Raw genomic sequence first — 24,632 nt, 5'->3', positions numbered from 1 at the left:
TCGGATATCTTTTACCCACAGGTCGCTTGTTATGTCATCGGTCACAACAACGTTTAATCATAAAGCCCTCATCCGGATAGCGGTTGTCATGGCTTTTATCCAGTTCACAAATGCGCTGGAATATATGATGTTCAACCCTGTTTTTGCTTTTATGGCAGCAGACTTCGCCGTTCCCGTGTCATTCTCTGGCTACGTATCGGGCATGTACACCTCCGGGGCGGTCCTGTCGGGAATTATCGCCTTTTACTGGATTGGTCGTTTCAATAAGAAACGTTTTTTAATCGCCAATATGGCACTACTCGGCCTACTGACACTTTTGACGACATTTACCTCCAGCTTTAGCCTTCTGCTTACATTACGATTCTGTGCCGGATTGGCTGGAGGCACAACTATGGGGGTGAGTATCAGTATATTGATAAATCTCGCACCAACTAACTTGCGAGGGAAATTGTTGGCGACGGTAATTGCATCATTTCCGATGATAAGCATTGCCGGAATGCCCACGATACTATTTTTGTGCGCTCATTACGGTTGGCATGTCGCTTTGTGGCTAACCAGTACGCTGTGTTTGTTGGCAATGCCACTGATTGTATCCATCATCCCTCAGGATACAGTCTCTTTCGATACACCCCACGCACTGCCTCTCGACGTTAATACTTTACTGTTCGCTTCCAGTAATGCGCTGGTACAGTTTAGCCCGATGCTGGTCATTCCTGTTTTGGTACCATTAATGACCCAACAGCTGGGGGGCTCTCAATACCTGCTGCCATGGCTGTTTTTCGCCGGGGGCATTGCAGGATACCTGTCAACAAAAATGACAGGTGCGCTAACTCCGCATTTTTCTGCAGTGAGTCTGGCTACAGGGTCAACTTTCGTTTTTTTACTCGCTTTGCTGATACCTGTTATGGGCTATTCGAATCCGACGCTATTTATTATTTTATTTCTCGGTGCATCTTACAGTCGTCTGGTTTCCTCCTCGGCGGTGAGTATTCAGTTTCCTGATGACAGGCAACGAGCGGGATTTTCTTCATTGCAGTCATCAATAATGTACCTGATCACAACTGTCGCATTTTTTCTGTCTTCTTTTCTATTATCTGGGCACTCCATAGCACAACAAAATATGAACACGTTGCTGGGGGTATGTGCAATTTCCGCATCAGGGTTCCCCATCATCGTTATCATTCTGCAAAAGAAGCTGGCTAAGCGTACGCTCCAGCCAAATCATCTCATCAATGATTAGCATAACGTCCGCTTCTGGCACAAAGCGGACCGACATAAGAGCCGCAAGGTTTGCTACGAGCGATAAGCGACCCCACAAACTTAAAATGAGTGCGGAGTAATGCCGCTATTTCAGGCCAGCCCGTCGGCTGGCTTAACTCTCCCCACTTGAGATCCAGAAATCGTTTTCTGCGGTGCGATCCTGGGACCTTATCCGCTCCCCGCCTCAGGTGTCCCCTGATGGAATACCAGTTTCCATTGCCCGCTCCCGGCTCGCTCCCAACACGAAGAACGCAAAGTCTGGCGAGCGCCGTCCGCATTGAATGTCCTGTAGTGCAATATCGCGACATCCTCTCTTATTTGGATGAGCTGAAAGTCGCTGCTAAGAATGGTCGGGATAACTGTTTCGGCAGAAAGTGCCTCTATTGTCTGCGAACGATCGATCAACACACCTGATCATGTCATTTCCCTGAACTGGTCGTGAAGTATCTGTTCAAGCCATTCACGATCGTTGCGCCTGCTGCCATGAAGCGTGCATTCCAGCGTTTTCAACTGTTCCAGAAGCATGGCATTTACCCTCATTCAAATTCGACTGTCAGTTTCATGGCCATAAATGTTTTGCGGCAACTCGTCCGCCAGCATGTGAAGTGTCGTCTTCAGCCATTTGGTTGCCCCTCTCTGGCCACTGCGTTTATGCGAGTAAATCTTTACTTCAAACGGGCTTATGGTGAACGGCAATGAAAAAATCTGAATACTGGCAGCATGTTTCAGCTTCTCAGCAGCAAAACGGGGGATGGCCATTAGCAGGTCACTTTCCGCAACGATAAACGGGGCACTCAGCATGGATGGCGTCTTAAGCGCTATCTGCCGCGTATACCCCAACTGCTCAAGCCGTAAATCCAGTACACCCTGCTTTTCGTTCCAGGGGGTTATCACCAGATGCCGTGCGGCAAGATAATCTTCCAGCGTCAGCTGTGTTCGGCGGGTATTGCTGATGACAACATACTCATCCTCAAACCAGTTTATCTCGTCCAGTTCATTGTGACGGATATCGTCGGGTGTACTGAATCCCAGCGCCAGATCCACTTCTCCTGCCAACAGTTCGTTCAGCGCCGGGCTGTGTGGCAAATAGCGTAAATCAAAGCGCAAGCCAGGAGCTTCCTGCTGCAGCCTCTGCATCAACGTCGGGAAAATGCACAACGCGGTAAAGTCCGTAATCGCAATCTGGATCCGCTCCGTGCTTTCGCAAGCCACGAACGCCGGTTGTACAGTCAGCTCCTGATTGAGAAATTTCAGTGCTGATGCAATAGAGGGCGCGAGCTGGGTGGCATACACGCTTGGGCACATCCGGTGTCCTTCCCGGTAAAATAGCGGGTCATTGAGCGCAATACGCAGTCGGGACAGTGCGTGGCTCAACGCAGAGGTGCTCATCGCCAGTTCATCCGCAGCGAGGCGAACGGAACAGTGCCGATAAATGGCGTCAAAAATGAGCAGCAGATTTAAATCAAGACGTCGCAGCGCTGGATGCATAATATTCATCATTGGGTGATTTCATTGCACTTAATTCTTCTGACAATACCCCCTATGCTTAATGCCATCAATAACGATGCCTTGCAAAAAAGACAGGAAAACATATGAGTATCAGCCTTCGCCAGGCCCGCCCGGAAGATGCCTCCGCTATTTACGATATGATTTATGAGCTGGCGGTTTACGAAAAAGCCCCGCAAGAAGTGGTCACCACACCGGATGAGATTCGCGAAACACTCTTTGGCGACGGCAGCCATACCGAAGCGTTAATCTGCGAGATTGAAGGGAAAATCGCCGGATACGCCGTGTTCTTCACCAGCTACTCCACATGGCTTGGACGTAACGGTATTTATATGGAAGATTTGTATATTTCCCCCGATTATCGCGGCAAGGGCGCGGGAAAAGCGATGCTGAAGAAAATTGCGCAATATGCCGTGGAACGGCGCTGCGGACGCCTTGAATGGAGCGTACTGGACTGGAACCAGCCCGCAATTGATTTTTACCTCAGCATTGGCGCATTACCTCAAAACGAATGGGTACGGTATCGCCTGGAGGGTAACGCGCTGTTGAACTTTGCCGAATAACGCGACCGTGTTGCAGCAAATTGCAGATGCAGGCTGCTTCTGTTGAGGGGCAGTCATGTTCGCGTTGAGGGGAGTATCAGGAACACATTGATCAGGCTTCGGGCCTGTTCAGCCGCGGCGTGTTCGTCGGTGGAGTATTTCTTCGACATAATGGTCAATGGCAATATTGTGCTCACGGCTCACGCGCGAAATGAATATGTGCAAAAGCGCCAGCGATGCGTGGAGTGTGACTGCGACCAGGTTGTCGAAGTCTTTCTGAGTGAAACGGTCATTCCCCTTCAGTGTCGAATGCTGGAGCAAAGTGTGGGCCGTGATCTCGAGGACGGCTCGCCTGTAATCGCTCGACAGCAGGACATCCAGATCGGTCTGGCGAAGATCAAACGTGAAGTTAAAACTGACAAATCCGGAATCGACCGGCAAAGAGTAGGTCAGTCTGTCACCCTGTTGCTCAACGTACGGTTCATACCCCTCCCCCATCAGCCGTTGCGCCTGCATATCGCCCTCTCTTCTCTTCCAGGCGCCAGGCACACGTGTTGACCAGGGAGCGTCGCCGCAGGATTAAACAAGTGTTTCACCCGCTTTGATTGATTGACTGATAAAGGGCGCGGGCTTTCCAAAGAGATATCCTTGTGCCAAATCACACCCTAAACGTTGAAGGCACAACAGTTGATCATTGGTTTCAACGCCTTCAGCAATAATTATCATATCAAGGCATTTCGCCATGCCGACCATTAATTTTGCGATGGTCTGAGTTTCTTCATCCGTGGATATTGTTCGCACAAAAGATTTATCGATTTTTATTTTATCAAAGCCTAACTGAATCAATCTTGAAAGGGAGGAATAGCCCGTACCAAAATCATCAATAGAGATTTTTATGCCCAGCACTCTGAGCGCCATAAGGATTTCGATGGGGGTTTCACTGTCGGTAAACAGCGAAGATTCCGTCACTTCCAGTTCGAGTCGGGTCGCGGGCAACCCCGTTTCGGCCAGCACTGCGCGTACTGTATCGACAAAATTCATACTGCTTAACTGCACCGGAGACACGTTGACAGAGATCCTTGCCGGCACCTTCCATGTCGTCGCTTCCTTGCAGGCGATTTCAAGCGCGGCTTTGCCTATCTCATGGATGAATCCCGTTTTCTCTGCTACCGAAATAAAATCATCCGGCGCAATGATGCCCTTAACGGGATGATTCCAGCGCAGAAGGGCTTCATAGCCATATATTTCAGTGGTGTACGAATCAACAATCGGCTGATAGTAAACGACCAACTCTTTATTTGCGACTGCCACTGATAAATCACGCTCCAGGGTTCTGCTTTCCTCGAGCTTTTGCAGCATAATGCGGCGAAACACTTTGATCATGTTTAAGCCTGCACGTTTAGCTTCATACAGAGCCAGATCGGCAAACTTATAAAGGTAATCTGAACGTCGTTCTAACTCTGAAACAACAATACCGACGCAGGTACCAATGGTGACGTTAGAGTTACCTATTATGTAAGGCTTTTTAATGCACTCACAGATTTCCATTGCCAGATTAACGGCACTTTCTTCTGTCAGCTCATGCGACAATAATGCAAACTCGTCGCCCCCGAGGCGATAGAATGTATTTGTTTCGTTGCTCATGGAGGATAACCGGTGCGCAACCTCACGCAATAACAGATCGCCGGCATCGTGACCAAAGCTGTCATTGACTTCTTTAAAGCGATCGAGATCAAACAACATGACCGTGACTGGCCTGTGTATGCGGCTCGCTATCGAGATGTTATTAATAAGATCATCCCAGAAATAAAGCCTGTTTTTAAGCCCCGTCAACGAGTCATGGTAAACGTCATACGCCAGTTTTTTATTCTGTTGCTGGAGTATTTCCTTCGATTTCTGAAGTTCATTTGCCAGGCTGGTAACCTGTCGGTGAGTTTTAAGTATCTTCCTGTTCTGGCAGACATTTAAAACACCCAATATCGCACTTAAAATAATCAGCAGAACCGAAAGGCCTGAATAGATACGATACAGCTTTTGTATATTCTGGTTTGTCTCGTTGATGGAGTTAACATCATTGGAGAGTGCACTGGATGAAAACTGGCTAAGGGAGGAATCAAGCGCATACATTTTCTCAAGATAATCAGCAAGTTGAGCGCGACTCATCCCTTCCAGATGATGATCAAGGTAATCAAGCGTTTCATGCAGGTTTTTTGCCAGTGCATTATGGCTTTTATTCGACTTTACATATTTTCCTAAATCGCCTTCTTTCAGTAACTCGCGCTGGCTAAGCATGATCTCCAGTCGCATGCGGAGATCGTCCATGGTGATATCAGGATTATTGTCAGAATAACGGCTGATCCACGACTCCAGCCTGTAGTATTCTGAAACCATCTGAGAGACAGACCAGGAGTCCTTATAATGGTTGAGTTTTTGCAGATCCTCCTGCCGCTCATGCAAAAGAAATGAAATATACCCGGTTGTAATGAATAGGAAAAATATAATGCCTACCAGGATCCTGTTCATGCATTTCTCCAGATTATTACTCTACGACCATTTTGCTAATCTGCCATGCTGATCTCGAGTAATAGACCTGGTTATCCAACTCTTTGTTACTTTCATAAGGATAGACAATAAACAGAGGGCCCTTGTCGCGAACGCGCATATATTGGCCGTTCATTTTTATTGCAAGGATCACGTTATATTTTGTGAAGTCTTCAATGGGAATTTCAGTCGTATAATCATTGAGCGCGGTTACACTCAGAACAGTGCCTTTGGCGCCGACCAGTTCCATGAGTTTTTTCATGGGAATACCCTCAAAGCTTGTCTGGTCATTATACCATGGGTTACGGGTACGCATGGTAACGAGGCCGATTTTTTCCAGGCCAGCGATATCAAAGACTGCAGCGCCATTTTGATTACTGTTCTCGATTTTCCCGGAGATGGTTAACACGGGTTTCCCTTCAAGCTTAGGGAGTTCCTTCCCCCAGGAACAGGTCGAAATAATCAAGAAAAGTAGGGTGATTGCCATTCTCATGCGCGATGACTCCAATAAGGAAATAGGTATGTCTTGTCGTCTATTCTGACACAAATTGTTACCAGCCAACCAGATAAGACTCCAGGACGAAACGGTCCCGTTATACTCTCGTTTAACGGTCCATGACAGCCATCCCGACGTTGTTGCTTGCCGTATCGTCATTAACAAAGATTAGCCTTCAGACGTGTCCCTGTCTCCCTTTTACACCATGATAATATGAGACAGAGCAGGTTATTAAAATTGGACGAAGGCGGAATTTGAAAAAATTGTCGTTTCTAATCCCCCGTTGCGTCTTAAACGGTCAGAATTTGTGCGGAGTGTTCAATTATTGGTACGGAATCCCCTCAGGAGAGGTGCACATTGCGCCCTTATAAGCAGGTTAAAAGAGCAATGTCGTGCTATCGAGCGATCAATCCGACACAAGAATATTGTCGATCACCGGCTGGACGATTTGCTGAAATACTTTCGCGTCGTTAAACGCGCGTGCGGCTAACATAGCACCATGTACCGTTGCCATTAACTGCCCCGCCTCGCTGGCGTGGGTTGACCGGACAGTAAAGCATTTTTCCCTTTCTCCTCTCTGGAGCAACTCCGTCAGCCAGCCAGAGAGATCGGCGAAATGTCCCGTCACTTCCGAAGCGACTTCGGGCGGCAACGTCGGCAGTTCGGCGGCAAGCATCGCGCAGATACAAAATGGCGCAGAACCGTCCTGGATGCATTTGGCCCAATAATCGGCATAGGCCTGAAGTTCGGCAACCGGATTATTTAGTTGATGGCTTAATGCCTGCATTCCGGCGCGGGCCTCCTGGCGATACTCGCTCACGACGACCATTACCAGCTCCGCCTTGCTTGAAAAATGGTGGTGAATACTCGCCTTGCGAATATTCACCTTTTCAGAAAGGTCGGCAAAACTGAAGCTTCGGTAGCCACCGGTGGTAAGCAATTGTCGGGTGAAAAATATAATGTCGTTTGCTTTCTGTGAACGTTCGGTGGACATAGCCGTTACCCATTGTCAGTATACAGATCAATAAGATATCAGAGAGCAGAGCGAAAACCTACCGACAGGCCGCCTTTAGTGCCGCCGTCTGCCGGTCCCCGCCATACTGTCAAATACGCCATCTCGCAGCACTAACGCATGAAAAAGCGCGGCCGCCAAATGCAGCATCACGGTAGCAAATAGCATCAGCGCAACCAGAGAATGCAAAGGGCGCAGAATGGCAAACCAGTCGTTATTCACCGGAACAATGGGTGGCAAAACAACCCCGCCCCCGAGGGTGATGGGGTACCCCGCCGCTGACTGCATCGCCCAGCCAATCAGGGGCTGAAGGAACATCATGAGGTATAACGCCCAGTGTGAGAGATGCGCTATCAGGCGCTGCCAGGCCGGTATGGAAGCCGGTAGCGAAGGGACGGAGGTATAAAACCTCAGCCATAGCCTGACCACCACCAGAACCAGAATCATCAGCCCCAGCGGTTTGTGGATCGCCACCAGCAGGGCATGCTTCGACGAAATGGTTGAAACCATCGCAATGCCGATAAACAGCATTGCCACGATAGCCGCTGCCATGAACCAGTGCAGAATGCGCAACGCCGGATGGAAATAAGCAACCTGTTTCATAAGCCAGCTCCTGACTGTTGGGACTGTTCACGGGTACGCGCATTGTAGGATTTGGCATAGACCGCCGAGCGCGCATTCAGTAAAGGATCGTCCGAAGGAGCAATGCCATCGGGCAAAATCAGCGGATCGTAGTTGATGTCATTGCACGGACCGTTTTGCTGCGGTGTTGCACGTGTCAGCACGAGCATGCCGGCATTGATGGTTTGCCGATCTTCAGGCCAAACCTGGCTTGCATCGTTGCCCGGATCGCCCGGTTTAGCGACGGTAATCATCAGATCCCATTTCAGCGGCCCTTGCTTCAGGCGCTCTTCAAGATCGTGTTGCAGAAAATCTTTATCATTTTTATCCGCCTCGCTCATCGGCTGAGAGCCAATATGCGGCACCATACTCCAGCGGACCAGATGCTCTTTACCCGTTTTATCAATAAAGCGAAATGCATTCAGGCTATTAAAGCGATCGCTTGCCCAACTGGATGAAGGTACATACTGCTTTGCCCAGGCGAGGTAGGGTTGCATCTGAGGATGCGCGATCACAAACGCCTTAAGCTTATCGGGGTTGGGTTTACCGGTTGCCGGATCGGGCAGAGTCAGGTTTTGCAGCGCATAGAAGTCTTCAACGGTAGAGACCGGGAAGCGTGGCATCGCGTTCATGCCTGTTCGCCACTGCTCGCCGTTGCTCTGCCTGAATTGCAGCGCCATGCTGCGCACGGGAACGGCATAATCCGGCGCTTTTGGGTTACCCCCTGCGATGGCGAAACGCCCCGTAACCGGCGTTTCGCCAGGGGCAAACAGCGCTGCTCGCGATAACGAACTGACCTGGCCATTAGAGATAAAATCCCCCACCACGCACACGCCCTTCGCGTGATTGCGGCGAAAACCGGGATGTTCCCCACCCGATTTCTGCAATACCGAAACCAGTTTGTCAGACGTCAGACGATTCGGCGTCAGCCAGCCGCCTGACCAGAGAAACAGCGCTATCAAGACAAGGGGAATAATCGCGACCAGGCACAGGCGGACTATTTTTTGGCCGGTGGAAAGTGAAGTGTTCGTCATATTTTTGCTCACACAGTGAATACACAATCAAATACGCGAGAACGTATTCCTGAAAACATTAAGCACGTCTTTCGCTGCTGGCGTGATAACTCGCCCATTAAGACGCGCCACAGGATGAATGAAGCAGGATTTTTTTAACTGTAGCCCAGAGCCGCTCTTTATCTCTATCACGTATTTTTTCATGCTGAATTTCTCGCATGAATGCCGCTTTATCAGCTCCGGAAAAGCCGTCCTCCGTTTTTAATTTCCGGGCGATACTGCGAAGCGTTGATTCATCGGCATGGGCAATTTTTGCTCTCACCACAGAGAGCGGCATCGGTGTCCTCGGTGTGTCTTCTTCCATGAGCCAGTCGGCACAATGGAAATGCTGGATAGCCTTCGCAATGTCCATCTGCAGTTGAATGAAAGACCTGACGCTCTCTCTTTCCAGCCCTGACGCGTGGGCGACAGCAAAGGCTCTTTCAAGCACGTCCCGTTCCTGTTCAGGGTCGGCAATTGCCTGACCCTGCTGCGCCTTATACGCCGCAACCTCTTTCATCAGGCAAAAACGCAGGTTGATACTCATGCCAGGACCGGAAAAAACCTCGATCGCTGTCGTTGTTTCCGCAATGCCATCTCCCTGAATGGATGGCCCTGCCGCTAACTCATGCTTTTTCTCCATTACCGATCTCACTTATCGCTTAGGTAAAAAAATAACGTTCTCAGGCCCGGATCCGGTTGGCTGGAAAGCGAACGAAAACCAACCTACCAGTTGGTAGGTTGGGTGTCAATTTCATCACTCATTTTTTACTCAATGCTGGATGCCATGTTTGTTCGGAATGGTTTTCAAAAGAATTCGGGGTAAGAGAGGCAGCCGAAACGGCGAGCGAAGGGGAACGAAGAGAGGTGAGCAGTACTCAGATAAATCATGCGGGCAGGAATACTGCATCCTGCCCGCATACCGGCCATACGGTCATTCCACTCCCCCAGCAAAAAAAATCGTATGGCGAGTTATCTTAGGCGTGAACCATATCTGCACAATACTGGATGCCAATACCGAACGCTCCGCCATGTTTCTGGCTGATCGAAGTGGTCAGTTCGTAGGTTTCATGACGTGCCCAGTCACGTTGCAGTTCAAGCAGGTAAGTCAGGGCAGTAATCGGCTTTGCGCCAGCCTGAATCATGCGTTGCACAGCGCGTTCATGAGCTTCTGCACTCATGTCACCGCTGGCGTCTGTGACGATATAGACGTCAAAACCTTGCTCAATGGCAGACTGAACCGGACCATTCAGACAGACCGAGGTCCACAGACCTGCAAACACCAGGCGGTCGCGCTCCAGTTTGTTGACGGCATCAACAAAATTACCATCTTCCCATGCGTTGGAGGTGGATCGGTTAACATACGACGCGTCATCCGGGAATACCGCTGAAACTTCAGGAAATACCGGGCCCGCAAAATCATGGCGTGAAATCGTTGAAACAAGGGTCGGAATATTAAACCCCTTACCTGTTTCCGCGAGGACTGCGGTATTTTGTCTCAGCAGGCCGATATCAATATTTTTCACATTGAACGCCATCTGGCTCTGGTGATCCAGCAGGATCAGCGCATGGTTTTCCGGGCTTAACAGATTTCTGGCCGCTGCAGGTGTTGCTTTAATCGTCATAATAATTTCCGCGATGTTTGTTTAAATTTATCAGTGTATTAAGGACCTGATTCGTGAACTCGGGAAAACTATACAAAACGAAATATTCTTTTGTCCGTTCATTTTTGCAAAGGGCTTATTGCAAAAATGAACGCTGTGAAATATTAATGAATTTTATATGATAAAAGGAATTAACATGTCTGTCCGAATATTCTTTTTCTGTTCTCTGCTAAATAGTGGGAACAGTGATTCATAAATTCCCTTATTTTGCTGATTTCCTCACATCAGGATGCGCGAGCAGCCAAATGTCTTCACCCAGTCCCTCCACGATGGGGCTAATCTGAGCCAGTTTATCTATCTGATTGCCATGCATGCAGGGTAACAAACCGATCCCAATCCCGCTTGAGATTGCCGACGCAACACTGAGAACGGAGTCGCCGCGAAAGGTGATATTTTTCTCGGGAATATTTTTTTCAATCCACAGAAAGGCGTTTAACTTAGACATTGCGTAATGGAAGGAGACCCAGCGATGCTCCGTGAGCGCCATAGCATTGACTTGCTTTTTTTCCCATTGTTCACGTAAACCATATACTGCCCAGAACGCCGATCCCACCTTGCGGCCGGAAAGATGCTCCGGAATGTCTCTGGTGGCTCGAAACGCGATATCCGCCCCGCCATCGAACAAATTGACGGATTCATTTCCTGTCGAGACCTGAAAGGTAATGTGGGGATTTACCCGGCTAAATGACGCGATCAGCGGGTTAAGGTAATCCTGCAAAAGGGCATCCGACGTGGTGACCCTTATCTCCCCCGAAAAACCGCATTCATCCTCTTCAATGTTCTGTAGAACATAGTGGATATCCTCTTCAATGCGGTGTCCCAGGGCGATCAGCGCGGTTCCGGCTTTTGTCGGAACGTAGTGGGTGCGGCGACGCAGAAAGAGGGCTAATGCCAGCGACGTCTCAATGGCCCCCAACCGACGAAACAAGGTGGAATGATTGATGCCCAGAGCATCTGCGGCGCGTGACAGATTACCGTGCTCACCTATAGCCATAACGGTTTTCAAATCATCCCAGGAAAAGTTCTGGGAGGTCATTTTCTTCATACTCTTTAAATCCAAATATCTTATCGGCAGGCCAGCTGTAAAAATTGCTGGCGGATGCGCTCGGCAATGGCATTGACCACCGCCGCACTCTCATCAGTCGGATCAATATCAACCCGGAAGGGACGTTTCCCGCAGGTGTATTGACGATATTGACTATTGCCTGCGCGGCATGACCGTGCAGGCCTCATCGCTCATTTACCCCGGAAGCGTATGCATCCGCCTGTCGGGGGGATTAGGCGAAGCCACCGTTTACACGAATAACCTGCGAGTTGATCCAGCTCCCGTCCGGACCGGCGATCATCGCTACTGCGCTGGCGATCTCTTCTGGGGTACCGATGCGCTCGAGCGGGGCCAGTTTTGCAACGGCCGCAACCTGCTCTTCGCTCTTACCGTTAAAGAAGAGCTCAGTCCCGGTGGGGCCCGGGGCAACGGCATTAACGGTGATATTTCTGCCCCGCAGTTCGTTTGCCAGCACGTGTACAAGCCCTTCCACGCCTGCTTTAGAGGCGATATAGGGACCATAAGCCGGGAAGGATTTGGCGATCACGCTCGTCGAAAGGGCAATGATTCTGCCGCCTTCACTCACGGTTTCAGCAGCATTTGCCAGCACCAGAAATGCGCCACGCAGGTTGGTATGAATGACACGATCAAAATCGTGAAGACCGGCAGGGGTAATCTTCGCCATTGGCATGATCCCCGCGCTGTGCACCACCACATCCAGTCTGCCGGTAACCGCTTTCGCTTGCTGGAACAAGTGGCTGACATCCGCTTCGCTGGCAACATCAGCCTGAATCGCCGTCGCACGGCCACCTTTAGCAACGATGCTCTGCACGGTTTGCTCTGCCGCCTCGGCATTACCTGCGTAATTCACGATAGTGGTAAAACCGTCCCGCGCGAGACGCTCAGCAATGGCGCGGCCGATACCACGGGAACCGCCCGTAACAAGAGCAGTTTTATTGACTTTGTCCATCGTTCTCTCCGGTTTCAGTGAAAGGGGTCTGAATGGAGATATTAATGTTTTAGCGGGAGAGATAAATGGGTGATATTTGATAACATAATTCCATTATCGTTAATAATCGCCTTCAGGATCCGTGATGGATAAATTTGATACCATGCTGCTCTTCACCCGCATTGTAGAGCTTCAAAGCTTCAGTCAGGCCGCGGACCAGCTAGGGATCCCCAGAGCGACGGCCAGCAATGCAATAAAAAGCCTGGAGAAAAACCTGGAGTGTCGTCTGCTGGAGCGGACGACCAGACACGTGCGGGCCTCGCTGGATGGCGAGGCATTTTATGAACGCTGCGTGCATATTCTTTCTGAACTGGACGATGCGGAGTCTTCCCTGCGTCATTCCGGCGTAAGGCCACAGGGGATTTTGCGCGTGAATCTTCACGGGGCCCATGCGACCCGCATTGTACTGCCCCGTATTGACGAGTTTCACGCCCGCTATCCCGCCATCAGGCTGGTTATCAGCAGTGGGGATCGTCTGGTCGATCTGATTCGGGAAGGCGTTGACTGCGCCGTACGCGCGGGCAAGCTCTTTGATTCATCATTAATTGCCCGGCCTTTAGCCCAGATGCCTCAGGTTATCTGCGCCAGTCCGGACTATCTTCGTAAGCACGGCCGACCGATGACTCCAGACGATCTGCTTTCTCATCAGAGCGTCAATTTCTTTTCCACCAGCCGGGGTAAGAACTACCCTCTGGAACTCATTGTTAACGGTAAAGAGAAAAGCTATCCGACCAAAGGCTGGATGACAGTGAATGACGCAGAGAATTACGTTATTTGCGCGTTGCGTGGATGTGGGCTGGTTCAGCTTCCACGTTATCATGTGGACGATGCCCTTCGGGATGGCCTGCTACAGGAAGTGTTAAGCGACTGGAAAATCCCGGCCATGCAACTTTCGGCTATCTATCCACAGCACCGACAGCTGTCTCCCCGTGTCCGGATTTTTGTAGACTGGCTGGTTTCTCTCTATCGGGAACGCTTTGAGGTGAACGCTTAATGGCTGCGTAAACCGTCGCTCACGTTGACGGCGCCGCGGGATCGGCAAGCATCGCATCGGCGATATCCAGCATAACCCGCAGGCGATCCATATGTCGGAGGTCAGAGTGATACCCTACCCATATATCTTTGGACGGCGGTGGCTCCGGCATGCTGATAGCCGCTAAGCCGGTGATGGCATCACCAAGCGGGCGCGGTAACACGGCGATGCCCATTCCGCGCTGGCACATCTGTGCCTGTACGGCCCGGCTGGTACTGGTGAACACACGTCGTGACTGGGGGAACCTGTCGAGCAGCCAGGCGACGTCAGAGAAGTGGGATTGTGCTGTGTTCATCAGAATAAGCCCCACTGCGGCCGGATCGTGTCGGGCGATATCGGCGATTTCCGGCGTTCCATATAGCGCATAGGGGATGCGCATCAGGCGGCGCTGGACAATATCCGGTTCGGTAAAGGGAACGATGCGAAACGCAATGTCGGCATCACGCCGCGACAGGTTAAGTAGGCGGTAGCTTGCCATAAGCTCCGGCACAATCGCCGGATGGCGGCGCGTCAGTTCCTCCAGGACCGGTGCGAGAACATAGTTGGCAAACCACTCTGCTGAAGAGATCCGCAATATCCCTTCAAGACGTTCGTGATTACCGGCGAGACGCCGCTCCATCGCCAGCGCGGAGTTTTCCATCGCTTCTGCCAGCTTCAGCACCCTGTCGCCGGCGTCGGTCAGAACCAGACCATCCTGTGTCCGGCGAAATAGCGCTTGCTGCGCCTCTTCCTCAAGCGCCTTTATCCGGCGACCAATCGTCGGATGGCTCACACCCAGGCTTCGTGCCGCCTCGCCGAAAGAGCCCTTACGCATAACTGCAAGAAATACCCGGACGTCGCCCCATTCCATGCCAGTGTCTCACCGTACAAAAATGAACATTGAATATACAAAAGTGGCAGTTCCAAAACAACTTTGTCGATATCACTATAGCGTCCTCACCCCAGTCAGGAAATGAATGACATGTACAAATTAAAAGACAAAGTGGCGATTGTAACCGGTGGTTCCAAAGGCATCGGAGCCGGGATTGCCCGTCAACTGGCGGCTGACGGCGCGAAGGTTATTGTCAATTACGCGTCAGGCAAAAGTAGTGCTGATCACGTCGTTGCCGATATACAAGCTGCCGGTGGGCAGGCGGTAGCGGTCGCGGCGGATGTCACCCGTCAGGCTGAGGTTGAGGTGCTGGTTCACGCGGCCATCGACATTTTCGGGCGGCTGGACATTGTGGTGAACAACGCCGGCATTTATGAGTTCGCCCGCATTGAAGAGAGCACAGAGGCACTCTACCGCAGACAATTCGACATCAATGTTCTGGGCCCGCTATTAATGTCCGGCGCTGCTGCGCCGCATCTGAATAAAGGCAGCAGCATCATTAACATCAGTTCGTTCGTCACCCGCGTCTTTATCGCCGAGAGTGCCATCTACAGCGGCACCAAAGGGGCGATCGATGCTATTACCGGGGTACTGTCACGAGAACTCGGCCCCCGGGGAATTCGCGTCAACGCGGTCAACCCTGGCCTTATCGAAACGGAAGGCAGTCATAGTGCAGGCGCGATGAACTCGGACTTCCAGACATGGAATGAAAAGCAGACCCCACTCGGCCGCATCGGTCAGGTGCAGGATGTTGCGCCGATCGTCTCATTTCTCGCATCAGACGATGCGGGATGGATCACCGGTGAGGTGATTCTTGCCTCTGGTGGCATGCGCTAACGCCCTGCCTCTCAATCTCTGCACATAACCGTTACCTGTGGAGTGTTCCATGTCGACCCCTATCCTCCCGCAAGCCGAGCCGCGTCGCTGGGCAATGTTTGTCATCCTGCTGGTTGGCGCATTTTTGCCCCCACTCGATTTTTTTATCGTCAATGTTGCGCTGCCTGCTATTCAGGACGAGCTGAGCGCCTCTTCCTCTGCTGAACAGCTGGTCATTTCGTCCTATGCAGCCGTGTATGCCGTAACCTTAATTACCGGCGGTCGTCTGGGTGATATTTATGGTCGTGGGAAGATGTTTTTTATAGGGCTTATCGGTTTTGCGGCGGCATCGCTGCTGTGCGGTTTAGCCTGGTCACCATGGGTACTGATTAGTGGACGCGTGTTACAGGGTGCTACGGCCGCGATTATGGCGCCTCAGGCACTGGCTTCCGTACAGGCCATTTTTCCGGAAGCGGAAAAACCGTTCGCGTTGAGTATCTATGGCGCTGTATTTGGCCTCGCCTCGGTTATCGGGCAGGTAGTGGGCGGTATCCTGATCTCAGCGGATCTGTTTCACCTGGGATGGCGGGCTATTTTTCTCGTTAACTTGCCGGTGGCGCTGCTGGTCATTCTCTTCGGGCTGCCACTGCTGAAAGAGACGCGTGCGCCATCCGCACAACGACTGGACCCGGTCGGCATGTTACTGGCGACCGCCACGTTGAGTGCGCTGATTGTGCCGTTAATTGAAGGCCGTGAAGCGGGATGGCCCTGGTGGACATGGCTGTCATTTCTGGCTGTCCCGCTGCTGGCGTCGCTGTTATGGCGTTATGAGCGTCGCCTTAGCCAGAACGGCGGTTCGCCTCTGCTTGATCCGGTCGTGTTACGCGCACCGGGGCTGGGCCAGGGGCTGGCGATCGTTTTGCTGTTTTATTCTATCGGGGCCTTCTTTCTTTTGTTCTCCGTTTATCTACAAGAGGCGTTGCGGTTAAACGCCCTGACTGCGGGCCTGCTTTTTCTGCCTTTTGGCGTGGGTTTTCTGATCGGTCCGTTGCTAACACCTTATCTGAGGCGTTTTGTCGGCAATTACCTGAGCGCAATCGGGATGGGATGCGAGACGTTGGGGTTAGCAGGCCTGGCAGGGTTGATTGCCCATACTATGACGGGTAGCGCACCGTCCATGCTGCCACTCGCCGTATTGCTTTTTATCACCGGCCTCGGCCAGGGACTGGCGATGCCGACGCTGGTCCGGATGGTGACAGGCCGCGTTGCACCGGCGTTTTCAGGCATGATTGCCGGGGTAACCAGCTCGACACTCCAAATCAGCACTGCGCTGAGCGTCGCCGTCATCGGTGGCATTTTTTACAGCATGCTGGACACCGGCAGAAGCGGTGCAAATATTACGCATGCCTTTATCGTCGCCCTTCTGGCGATGGCGATATGCCTGGCCACGGGTGCCGCGCTAAGCATCCGGCTTATCCGGCAGGCCTCCGGTTTATTTTCTGCTGCGAGCGGCGCGTCTATCAAGTAACGTAACAGACAATCAACTGGCTGAGGCGTGGACATCCTTGCTCATGTTCCTCCCCAGCGTGCCGTTTACCCGCAGCACGTACTCCTGCATCAACCTGAGAAAAAATCATGAAAAAATCGATAGTCCCTGAAGAATTCCAACACTATTTCGATGACTGGCACTTCTCGCCTGTCATCGAAGCAGATGGCACGGTGTATCTCTCTGGTGTTACCGCGGCACGGAAGGACAAACCGATAAGTCAGCATCCGGAAGAACAATTCCATGATGCGTTTTATAAGCTTGGTGTTTATTTGAAAGCCGCAGGCTTAGGGTATGAAAATATTCTTGAGATGACCACTTTTCATATTGATCTTAAAAAACATATAGACGTTTTTTCTAAAGTGAAAGATGAATATGTAAAGGCACCCTACCCGGCATGGACCGCCATAGGCGTATCAGCGTTCATTCCAGAAAATGCGCTGGTGGAAATGCGGATTGTGGCTAAAAAGTAGTGCCACCGTGTGTCCCCAAATCACCCCAGGCACGAACCGGATCGGCTTAAGCGCCGCAAGGTCTGCTACGAACAAACGGCAGACCTCGACGAGACGACAATGTCTTCATCAACTGCAATAGGCTATGTTTACAGATTCAGAAACCCTGGCAATGGCACTGCGCCCAGGAAATGAGGCTTGCCGATGAATGCAGAGAACCTTCCTGTGGTACTTATCCCGGGATTTATGCTTGATGAAACATTGTGGGACGATTTTATCACCGCATTTCCCGAGCGCAGGCTCTTTATACCTGCGAGCCTGGGCCAGGGAACCACAATCCAGGATATTGCCGCTAATATAGTCCAGAAACTACCGGAGCGTTTTGTGCTGGCCGGCTTTTCGCTAGGTGGTTATGTTGCCAGAGCTATTTATGAGGCTTTTCCGGAACGGACAGCGGCGATGATCCTCATTGCCACGTCTCTCAGAGAGGATTCGGCAGAAGAGATAAATACCCGTGTTGCTGCAGCGAATATCAATTCCTCAAGAGAATTTAGTGGGCTGAGCACAACGGCCATTAGAAAATCACTTCATGCTGATCTCGCCAGTAATACGGCCATTATTGAGAAAATCCGTAATATGGGAAAAAGGCTGGGAGCCGATGTATTCAGAGTTCAGTCAGGGCTAAACCGCGGGCGAATAACGTTAAGACCCATTTTATGCCCGACCTACGTTATTGCAGCGAAACATGATCGGCTGCGTTCAACGGAGGAGGCAGAAGAACTCGCCAGGCTAACCGGAACCTGTGTGGATTATGTTGGCGGTTGTGGACATCTTATTCCTCTGGAAAAACCGGATGAACTGGCCCAGCGTGTGTCCAGATGGCTCGATAAAACAGGCCTTTAAAATAACGTTGATGCAAACAGAGTCCCCCTATTCTCTGCGAATCAAACGCCAGGACGTTTTTCTTAGATGTTTGCTTCTGGCCTCTGCTACGCATTTTCGGCTATCGGAGTTGGGAAATCGACAGTGACCAGCAGCCCGCCTTCTGCAGACGTACACAGGCCTACGCTGCTGTTGTGTTGCTGTGCAATCGCGTTGACGATTGCTAGCCCCAGTCCACTCCCGCTTTGCATCTGGTTGGGGTCGCGAAAAAATCGGTCGAACACACGCTCCCTCAATTCAGGCCGAATACCGGGCCCGGCATCTGAGACACGAAGCTGCGTGGCTTTATCCCGCGATCGTATCTCTACTTCAACCCGTCCGCCCTCAGGGCTGTACTTGACTGCGTTCTCAATCAAATTGTCAATCAGCGACATCAGGCGCTCCCTGATGCCTGTGATCCAGACTTCATCATCAGAGACGAATTCAAGCTCTATCCTGCGCTCCGTAGCCAGCGGTTCCAGTGCAGCCATTCGCTCCTGAATGAGCGTCGTCAGCGGCACTGGCTGCATAACGGCATCAATACGAGCTTCACTGTGCATCATCAGCAACAATTGATTGACGAGTCGGGCAGCCCGGCTATTGCTGCGAACAATCCCCGCCAGTAATTCCTGTTGAGTTTCATTGCTTACATACGACTGCAGCGCCTCCACGTTGATTCGCATTGCAGCCAGAGGAGTACGCAACTCGTGAGCGGCATCAGCAATGAAAATCCGTTCCCTTTCCGCGCTTTCGCGCACCCTGGCAAGAAATACGTTTATCGCGTCCACCATTTGACGAAGCTCCCTGTGTTTTGGCATGGCTTTTAATGGAGAGAGATCGTCTGGCGTTCGCAAGGATATTTCATTTACGACCTTGCTCCAGGGTCGCATTGCAATACGAATTGACAGCCACGCGGGAAATAAAAGAAAAGGAATGCATACCAGTAGCGGCAATATGTAATAGCCACGCGAGTTCAGGTAGATAAAGAAGTTCCAGCCTCCGGCAGGCGTCACAAGTGTCACCTCCACATCGGAGTTCCCGGATTTTAGCGTACGGCTGGTCCAGGTGCGCCCCTCACTCTCAATGCGCTGTAATTCCCCCAGTTGGGTGTTTACGACCCCTGTTGGTGCGCCATCAGATGAATAAATTATCTCGTTATGTTTGCGAATAATGAGGCTGATTGACAGTTCAGGATCTTCACCTCCGCCATATCCCTCCCGCAACGCCTTACTGAACGTGTTCAGCACATCGGTGCGTTCCTGGGGGCGATCGTCCATACTGTCCACCAGCGTAAAAAGGGTTTCGTAGGTCTTACTGCCCGTTAATATCGGGGGGCTACGCAAGTCCTCCCACAAAACAAAAGTCAAAAAAAGACACCACAGCAAGGTCAGCAGCAGCATCTGGGCGATGATGATTCGCCGTACGAGCGTGGGGAGTCTCAGGGTGCGCCAGATATTTCGCATCAATCACCGCCTTTGTAGATCGGGACAGTATCAATGACATACCCTACCCCTCTCACCGTTCGCACATAACCGTCCCCGATTTTTCGACGTAAATTCCCCATATGCACGTCGAGAGCATTACTCAGATTTTCTTTGGTGCCGAAGATTCTTTCTTCCAGAAATCGTCGTGTAAGCACGCGGTCAGCGCGCAACATTAACGTTTCAAGCAGCGCGTATTCACTGGCCGTCAACTCCACGTGACGGGCACTCACCGTCACGCGACGCGTTGGCACATGCAGAGATAACCCTCTGATTTCTATTGCCTCATTCTGAAAACCGTAACTGCGGCGCGCAAGCGCTCTTACCCTGGCCAACAACTCGGCGAGAATAAAAGGTTTAACAAGGTAATCGTCTGCACCGGCATCCAGCCCGCACAGGCGATCCTGTAGCGTGCCTCGCGCTGTCAGGATGATGACAGGGATCCCTTTGAACTGTTGCCGCAAGCTTGTCATCAGGCCCATGCCATCGCCATCGGGCAGTCCCAGGTCGAGCAATATCAGTTCTGGCACGCAGGCATCAAGCTGATGCAGCGCATCCTCTTTGCGGCGAACCCATATGACATCAAATCCTTGATCTGCAAGGGCGATCCGCACGCCATTGCCCAGATCCAGGTCGTCTTCGATTAGTAGAATTTTCACATTGGTAACGGTATCAACAGTGAATGAAGAACGTCTTAAGAAAAAAACGGTTTCGATAAATCTATCAGGTTTACTGCAGCGGTACTTGCTTCAGCGTTTCTTCATTTTCGGCTCATAAGAACCTTAGGGTGCGTATTCAAACTGAGAAAACTGGCGTGAATAACCGCTTGTATCGTCATCATTTGAATCCACAAGGACTTCTTTAATGAGAAACATCGCACTGCGTCATCAGTTTCCTCCTTTGCTCCTGCCTCGAAGCCTGAAAAAAATAGTGCCGGGAGTCGTTCTGGCGTTTCTGACCACCCCGACACTGGCGGCAGAACAGAACCAGGGTAACGTGTTGACCCTGGGGGGAGGTGTGGATATTGCGCCACGCTATTCTGGTTCGGATAAAAGCCGCGCCACTACAGCATTAGTGCTTGATTACTCCATGGCAAATGGCGTCTTTATCAGCACCACGCGGGGTATCGGTTACGGTAACAGTGTCGGTAAGCTGGAGTACAACGCTGCGCTGAGCTATCGCGCTGGTCGCAAGGATCGTGACGTGAGCAGCGATTCAATAAGCTCCGGCAGTGACGACTTGCGGGGTATGGGTGACGTCAAAGGATCGGCCATCATTGTGCCCGGACTGGGGTATAAGGTGACCGACTGGCTGAGTGTGCAATTGCAGGCTGAAGTGCCGGTTTCTGAAAGAAACAACGGTGAGGCCCTGCACTTCGGTATTATCAGCCCGCTTTATACATCACCGAAAAATTCGCTGACACTGGCCCTGACCACCAGTTGGGGATCCAGCAAATACATGCAGACTTACTACGGGGTGAATGCCGCACAGTCAGCAGCATCGGGGTTTTCCCGACATGATGCTGGATCCGGTATTTATGCTTATTCGCTGAATGTGGACTGGACCCACAAGCTCACCCCGGACTGGAGCGTAGCTGTCGCAACAGGTGTTACGCAGTTGACGGGAGATGCAGGCAATAGCCCCATTGTTCAACGAAAAACGTCGCCCACGGGAAGTTTGAAAGTGACGTACAGCTTCTGATCGTGATGGGATGAGTGCTTCCCGACGACTTCTCGCGCTGAACTCTCTATAAATATGTATTCGTCCCGCCCCTGTCAGATAACGGGGCGGCACTCAACACGCCCTGATGCCCCCCTGACTCGGGGCATCAGAATCGATGATGCACTCTGGCGATCAGGCAGCTTTAACGGCTCTGATTTTTTTACTGCCAGCCGCATCTGGCTCGGGGTTATCTGTGGCAGTGGCGGCATTGAGATCGGGAAGCTTGCTGGTACGCAGAATATGCTGCACGGCCTCTTTCTGCTCGGCGAGATACAGCCCAAGATTTTCAGCCTGCGTTTCATCCATCTGCATGCCGCTTTGCAACAGCCAGTCGGTGAACGCTTCTGCCATGTCGAGCAGTTTGTCGTGAGCGTCAGCCTCTTTTTTACTGGCAAATGTCATTTTCTCTTCACCTTTTCGTACGACAACATATTTTGTTTCAACAGCCATTATGCACCTCTCATACTGTATTTATATACAGTATAGCATGTCCAGAATTGTGTTGCAGTCAAATTGCACTTTCGTTTTAGCCCGAGCCTGCAGACCACTGTGTCAGTAGCGCATGCAGTTTGGCTGGCTCCAGCGGCTTACGCAACACCAGGTAGCCTTCCTGCTCCGCTTCCAGCAGAACCGGCGAGTTAAACTCCCCGCTGACCATCGCGCCGCTCATGTCGGGCAGACGTTCGAAAAGTGCTTTCAGGATGTCGAACCCGCTTTCGCCGGATCGCAGGCGCTGGTCGCACAGTACAGCAAATGGCGTGAAACCGTCGTCAATGATGGCAAAAGCGTCTTCGGCCGAGGCCGCGCAGCGCACGTTAATCCCCCAGAGGCTCATCAGGCTCTCCCAGGCGGACGTCACCAGCGGATCGTCGTCAACGACCAGGCAGGAGCCATGCAGTGGCGCATAGCGTACTGGGGAAGCGATGTTGTCACCGGCGGGCAGTGGATCCACCGCTTTCACGTCACCCGTGTATTGCGTAAAGCGCATCCAGAAGCGTGAACCTTTGCCTTCAATGGAGTGCATTCCATACTTCACGTTCATCAGCTTGGCACAGCGGGCAACCACCGCCAGGCCCAGCCCGTGCCCTGCGCTGTCGATCTTCCATGCCAGCTCGGGGCGGTAGTAAGGCGAGAAGATTTTGCTTTTTTCGTCGTCGGCGATCCCGACCCCAGTGTCCCATACTTCCACCAGACACTCGGCACCGCGCGGACGGATCGCAACCAGCACACCGCCCTGCTGCGTGTAGCGAAGGGCATTTTGTATCAGGTTAATCAAGGACTGACGCACCAGCAGCGGGTCCCCCATCACGAAGAGGCGACGTTTGGGCCGCCAGGTTCGCAGCCGCAGTGCGCGACTGTTGGCCTCTTCGCGAAACAGGGTGATCACCGAGTCGAGAAGCGTGCCGATGTCCACGCGTGTAGGGGCGGTCATTACATTGCCAGATTCAATTTTGCTGAGATCGAGCAGGGAATTGAACATCAGGTGCACCGAACGAACGCTCTGTTGCAGGTCAAGCAGCTGTGGCGTCAGGCTGTCGTCCTGGTTTCTGTGGATAATGGCTTCGATCAAAAAGCCCATGGCATGCACTGGCTGGCGCAGATCGTGGCTGGCGGTCGTCAGGAACTGATTTTTATCGAGCAACGCCTGTTCCGCTTCTTCTTTGGCCTGCCGGAACTGCTCCGCCAGGCGTGAGCTTTGCTCTTCCAGCAGTGCTTGCTGGATAAAGAACGCGTGGGACGTTAACGCATGGCGGTAGATTGCGAAGCCGTACAGCAGATTCAGCATCAGCACGATGAACATCAGGTCATCCAGTCGCAGGATGATACCGAGAGTCAGAACCCCCCAGGAGGCAAAGAAAAACCGTGTGAAGGTGCTGATGACCGGCGTCAGATGCGTCGCATTGGCAGCGACAATAGCGGCAATGCTGATATTAAGGAGCAGGAAAAAGTCAAAATTCTGCGTCTGCGGGGTAATTAAATAGAGTGATGAAATCCCCAGCCCGTGAAAAAAGGCCACCTTATTAATGCGCGGAAGCCAGCGGCGCAGGACGGCCTCATCATCATTTTCTTTAACCTCTTGCTGATAGCGCCGATGCACTATTCGGATCGCCACAGCACAGAGCAAGTAAATTATTATCCAGGTGATGGTTGGACCCAGATCGTCCCCCAGCAAATGGATCCAGATAGCGAAAGGAATGCCGACAAAAGGCACAGCGCTAAAGCTGAATACCAGCCGCAGAAATGTATTATTCAGCAGGCGAATTTGCGCGGGGGGAGAGATGCCATCGTTCTGTGAACCCTGGAAAAACCTCATTCCGACGGCTCCCGTTTGCCATGCAGTAGCGTGATGGCTTCCACCCGACTGTTAACGCCTATCTTTTTCAGAATATTGCTGATGTGTTCTTTTACCGTGGGCTCAGAAATAGAAAGCTGGGCGGCAATTCTTTTATTTGGCAGGCCGCGCATAATCATATTCACAACATCAATTTGCCGCGGCGTTAAGTTAAATTTACTTAACTGCTCATTATTCGTCTTAACGGCACATTCGTTTGCACAAGGAAACCATGTCAGATTATCCGCCAGGGCAAAAACGGCCCGTGAGAATAATTCAGGAGGTTCGCTTTTCAATACGAAACCGTGTCCTCCGGCCGTATGCACTTTCTGCCAGATATCGTTATTTTCATCCCCACTGACGACCAGGAGGCGCACCTGAGGGTAAAGCTGTTTCACTTCTTTGAGTAATTTCAACGCCGTACCGGAAGATAGCCAAAAATCGATTACCAGTAAACGTGGCGGGCCATTTTCCCTAATATGACGGTAGCAATCTTCTTCATTCGTCACGACATACGCCTGTTTGAACCGGCAATGTGTAATCAGAAAATTGGCGATGCCGCTTGCTACCAATGGATGGTCATCAACAACCAACGCATAATTCTGCCCCAAAGGAATCTCCTTTCACCTTCGCGTATCTGAGAGTACAGATGAATTATTATCGACCCACCCTACTTTAGGAGGGTTTTTTCAATTAGGAAAGAGAAATAT

Annotated in this window: 25 protein-coding genes; 8 read left to right on the top strand and 17 right to left on the bottom strand. The window is 51.5% G+C overall.

Translation table 11 applies throughout. The annotated features are described in order from the left end of the window. Window positions 1–31: 31 nt before the first annotated feature. Complete coding sequence (locus AC2FAP_RS00335) at window positions 32–1,240, top strand: MFS transporter (RefSeq protein WP_032677632.1); 1,209 nt, start codon at window positions 32–34, stop codon at window positions 1,238–1,240. A gap of 560 nt (window positions 1,241–1,800) precedes the next feature. On the opposite strand, the gene AC2FAP_RS00330 is transcribed toward AC2FAP_RS00335, so the two are convergent. Next, window positions 1,801–2,760 carry a LysR family transcriptional regulator gene (locus AC2FAP_RS00330; RefSeq protein ID WP_020885050.1) on the bottom strand — a complete coding sequence of 320 codons (960 nt, stop codon included), beginning with the start codon at window positions 2,758–2,760 and terminating at the stop codon, window positions 1,801–1,803. A 92-nt stretch (window positions 2,761–2,852) separates the two neighbouring features. Here AC2FAP_RS00330 and AC2FAP_RS00325 point away from each other — a divergent pair, with 92 nt between their 5' ends. Beyond that, window positions 2,853–3,329: a GNAT family N-acetyltransferase gene (locus AC2FAP_RS00325; RefSeq protein WP_014169039.1), complete on the top strand. Its 477-nt coding sequence runs from the start codon at window positions 2,853–2,855 to the stop codon at window positions 3,327–3,329. Between the two features lie 108 nt (window positions 3,330–3,437). On the opposite strand, the gene AC2FAP_RS00320 is transcribed toward AC2FAP_RS00325, so the two are convergent. From AC2FAP_RS00320 to AC2FAP_RS00275, 10 genes are all read right to left on the bottom strand, one after another. Continuing rightward, entirely contained in the window at window positions 3,438–3,824 is a 387-nt protein-coding gene (locus AC2FAP_RS00320) for a hypothetical protein (protein ID WP_040016881.1), read from the bottom strand. Between the two features lie 63 nt (window positions 3,825–3,887). Next, window positions 3,888–5,831, bottom strand: coding sequence for a putative bifunctional diguanylate cyclase/phosphodiesterase (locus AC2FAP_RS00315; RefSeq protein WP_025204718.1), 1,944 nt, complete (start codon window positions 5,829–5,831; stop codon window positions 3,888–3,890). Between the two features lie 16 nt (window positions 5,832–5,847). Continuing rightward, window positions 5,848–6,342, bottom strand: coding sequence for a putative pterin-binding protein (locus AC2FAP_RS00310; RefSeq protein WP_020885054.1), 495 nt, complete (start codon window positions 6,340–6,342; stop codon window positions 5,848–5,850). Between the two features lie 409 nt (window positions 6,343–6,751). Next, complete coding sequence (locus tag AC2FAP_RS00305; RefSeq protein ID WP_485452803.1) at window positions 6,752–7,339, bottom strand: TetR/AcrR family transcriptional regulator; 588 nt, start codon at window positions 7,337–7,339, stop codon at window positions 6,752–6,754. Window positions 7,340–7,414: 75 nt separating this feature from the next. Further along, complete coding sequence (locus tag AC2FAP_RS00300) at window positions 7,415–7,960, bottom strand: cytochrome b (RefSeq protein ID WP_059306372.1); 546 nt, start codon at window positions 7,958–7,960, stop codon at window positions 7,415–7,417. Further along, window positions 7,957–9,012, bottom strand: coding sequence for a catalase family peroxidase (locus AC2FAP_RS00295; protein WP_445663010.1), 1,056 nt, complete (start codon window positions 9,010–9,012; stop codon window positions 7,957–7,959). The genes AC2FAP_RS00300 and AC2FAP_RS00295 overlap by 4 nt, the downstream gene beginning before the upstream one ends. A gap of 97 nt (window positions 9,013–9,109) precedes the next feature. Beyond that, entirely contained in the window at window positions 9,110–9,673 is a 564-nt protein-coding gene (aroQ, locus tag AC2FAP_RS00290) for a gamma subclass chorismate mutase AroQ (protein ID WP_445663009.1), read from the bottom strand. A 334-nt stretch (window positions 9,674–10,007) separates the two neighbouring features. Continuing rightward, window positions 10,008–10,655 carry an isochorismatase family protein gene (locus tag AC2FAP_RS00285; RefSeq protein WP_020885059.1) on the bottom strand — a complete coding sequence of 216 codons (648 nt, stop codon included), beginning with the start codon at window positions 10,653–10,655 and terminating at the stop codon, window positions 10,008–10,010. Between the two features lie 241 nt (window positions 10,656–10,896). After that, entirely contained in the window at window positions 10,897–11,739 is an 843-nt protein-coding gene (locus tag AC2FAP_RS00280) for a LysR family transcriptional regulator (protein ID WP_485452802.1), read from the bottom strand. A 232-nt stretch (window positions 11,740–11,971) separates the two neighbouring features. After that, entirely contained in the window at window positions 11,972–12,709 is a 738-nt protein-coding gene (locus tag AC2FAP_RS00275) for an SDR family oxidoreductase (protein ID WP_014169027.1), read from the bottom strand. 124 nt (window positions 12,710–12,833) lie between these two features. Here AC2FAP_RS00275 and AC2FAP_RS00270 point away from each other — a divergent pair, with 124 nt between their 5' ends. Further along, window positions 12,834–13,742: a LysR family transcriptional regulator gene (locus AC2FAP_RS00270; protein ID WP_449541417.1), complete on the top strand. Its 909-nt coding sequence runs from the start codon at window positions 12,834–12,836 to the stop codon at window positions 13,740–13,742. A 19-nt stretch (window positions 13,743–13,761) separates the two neighbouring features. Here the strand turns inward: AC2FAP_RS00270 and AC2FAP_RS00265 are convergent, their stop codons facing one another. Beyond that, window positions 13,762–14,631: a LysR family transcriptional regulator gene (locus AC2FAP_RS00265; protein ID WP_272456389.1), complete on the bottom strand. Its 870-nt coding sequence runs from the start codon at window positions 14,629–14,631 to the stop codon at window positions 13,762–13,764. Window positions 14,632–14,742: 111 nt separating this feature from the next. On the opposite strand from AC2FAP_RS00265, the gene AC2FAP_RS00260 reads away from it, so the two are divergent. The 4 genes from AC2FAP_RS00260 (at window position 14,743) to AC2FAP_RS00245 (ending at window position 18,369) form a co-directional block, all read left to right on the top strand. Further along, the gene (locus tag AC2FAP_RS00260; protein WP_272456390.1) at window positions 14,743–15,489 is read left to right on the top strand and encodes a glucose 1-dehydrogenase; all 747 of its coding nucleotides are present in this window, start codon (window positions 14,743–14,745) and stop codon (window positions 15,487–15,489) included. Window positions 15,490–15,538: 49 nt separating this feature from the next. Then, a complete protein-coding gene (locus AC2FAP_RS00255) occupies window positions 15,539–16,996 on the top strand; it encodes an MFS transporter (protein ID WP_449541418.1) in 1,458 nt (485 codons plus the stop codon). Between the two features lie 107 nt (window positions 16,997–17,103). Then, window positions 17,104–17,487 (top strand): RidA family protein, encoded by a 384-nt coding sequence (locus tag AC2FAP_RS00250; RefSeq protein ID WP_020885066.1) that lies wholly within the window; start codon window positions 17,104–17,106, stop codon window positions 17,485–17,487. A 183-nt stretch (window positions 17,488–17,670) separates the two neighbouring features. Beyond that, entirely contained in the window at window positions 17,671–18,369 is a 699-nt protein-coding gene (locus AC2FAP_RS00245) for an alpha/beta fold hydrolase (RefSeq protein WP_410395302.1), read from the top strand. A gap of 86 nt (window positions 18,370–18,455) precedes the next feature. On the opposite strand, the gene AC2FAP_RS00240 is transcribed toward AC2FAP_RS00245, so the two are convergent. Further along, entirely contained in the window at window positions 18,456–19,850 is a 1,395-nt protein-coding gene (locus AC2FAP_RS00240; RefSeq protein ID WP_445663007.1) for a sensor histidine kinase, read from the bottom strand. Further along, window positions 19,850–20,527, bottom strand: coding sequence for a response regulator (locus AC2FAP_RS00235; protein ID WP_047357068.1), 678 nt, complete (start codon window positions 20,525–20,527; stop codon window positions 19,850–19,852). The genes AC2FAP_RS00240 and AC2FAP_RS00235 overlap by 1 nt, the downstream gene beginning before the upstream one ends. Before the next feature lie 205 nt (window positions 20,528–20,732). Here AC2FAP_RS00235 and AC2FAP_RS00230 point away from each other — a divergent pair, with 205 nt between their 5' ends. Beyond that, complete coding sequence (locus AC2FAP_RS00230) at window positions 20,733–21,569, top strand: MipA/OmpV family protein (protein ID WP_214580657.1); 837 nt, start codon at window positions 20,733–20,735, stop codon at window positions 21,567–21,569. A 153-nt stretch (window positions 21,570–21,722) separates the two neighbouring features. Here the strand turns inward: AC2FAP_RS00230 and AC2FAP_RS00225 are convergent, their stop codons facing one another. The 3 genes from AC2FAP_RS00225 to AC2FAP_RS00215 form a co-directional block, all read right to left on the bottom strand. Next, window positions 21,723–22,040 carry a YebG family protein gene (locus tag AC2FAP_RS00225; RefSeq protein WP_014169017.1) on the bottom strand — a complete coding sequence of 106 codons (318 nt, stop codon included), beginning with the start codon at window positions 22,038–22,040 and terminating at the stop codon, window positions 21,723–21,725. Between the two features lie 76 nt (window positions 22,041–22,116). Next, entirely contained in the window at window positions 22,117–23,904 is a 1,788-nt protein-coding gene (locus AC2FAP_RS00220; RefSeq protein ID WP_151711985.1) for a hybrid sensor histidine kinase/response regulator, read from the bottom strand. Next, window positions 23,901–24,533 (bottom strand): LuxR C-terminal-related transcriptional regulator, encoded by a 633-nt coding sequence (locus tag AC2FAP_RS00215; RefSeq protein WP_449541419.1) that lies wholly within the window; start codon window positions 24,531–24,533, stop codon window positions 23,901–23,903. The genes AC2FAP_RS00220 and AC2FAP_RS00215 overlap by 4 nt, the downstream gene beginning before the upstream one ends. Window positions 24,534–24,632: the final 99 nt, after the last annotated feature.

The sequence above is a fragment of the Enterobacter cloacae complex sp. 394I7 genome, assembly GCF_057320345.1.
The sequence above is the reverse complement of the archived record's forward strand: the minus strand, read 5'-3'. Positions and strand labels throughout refer to the sequence as shown.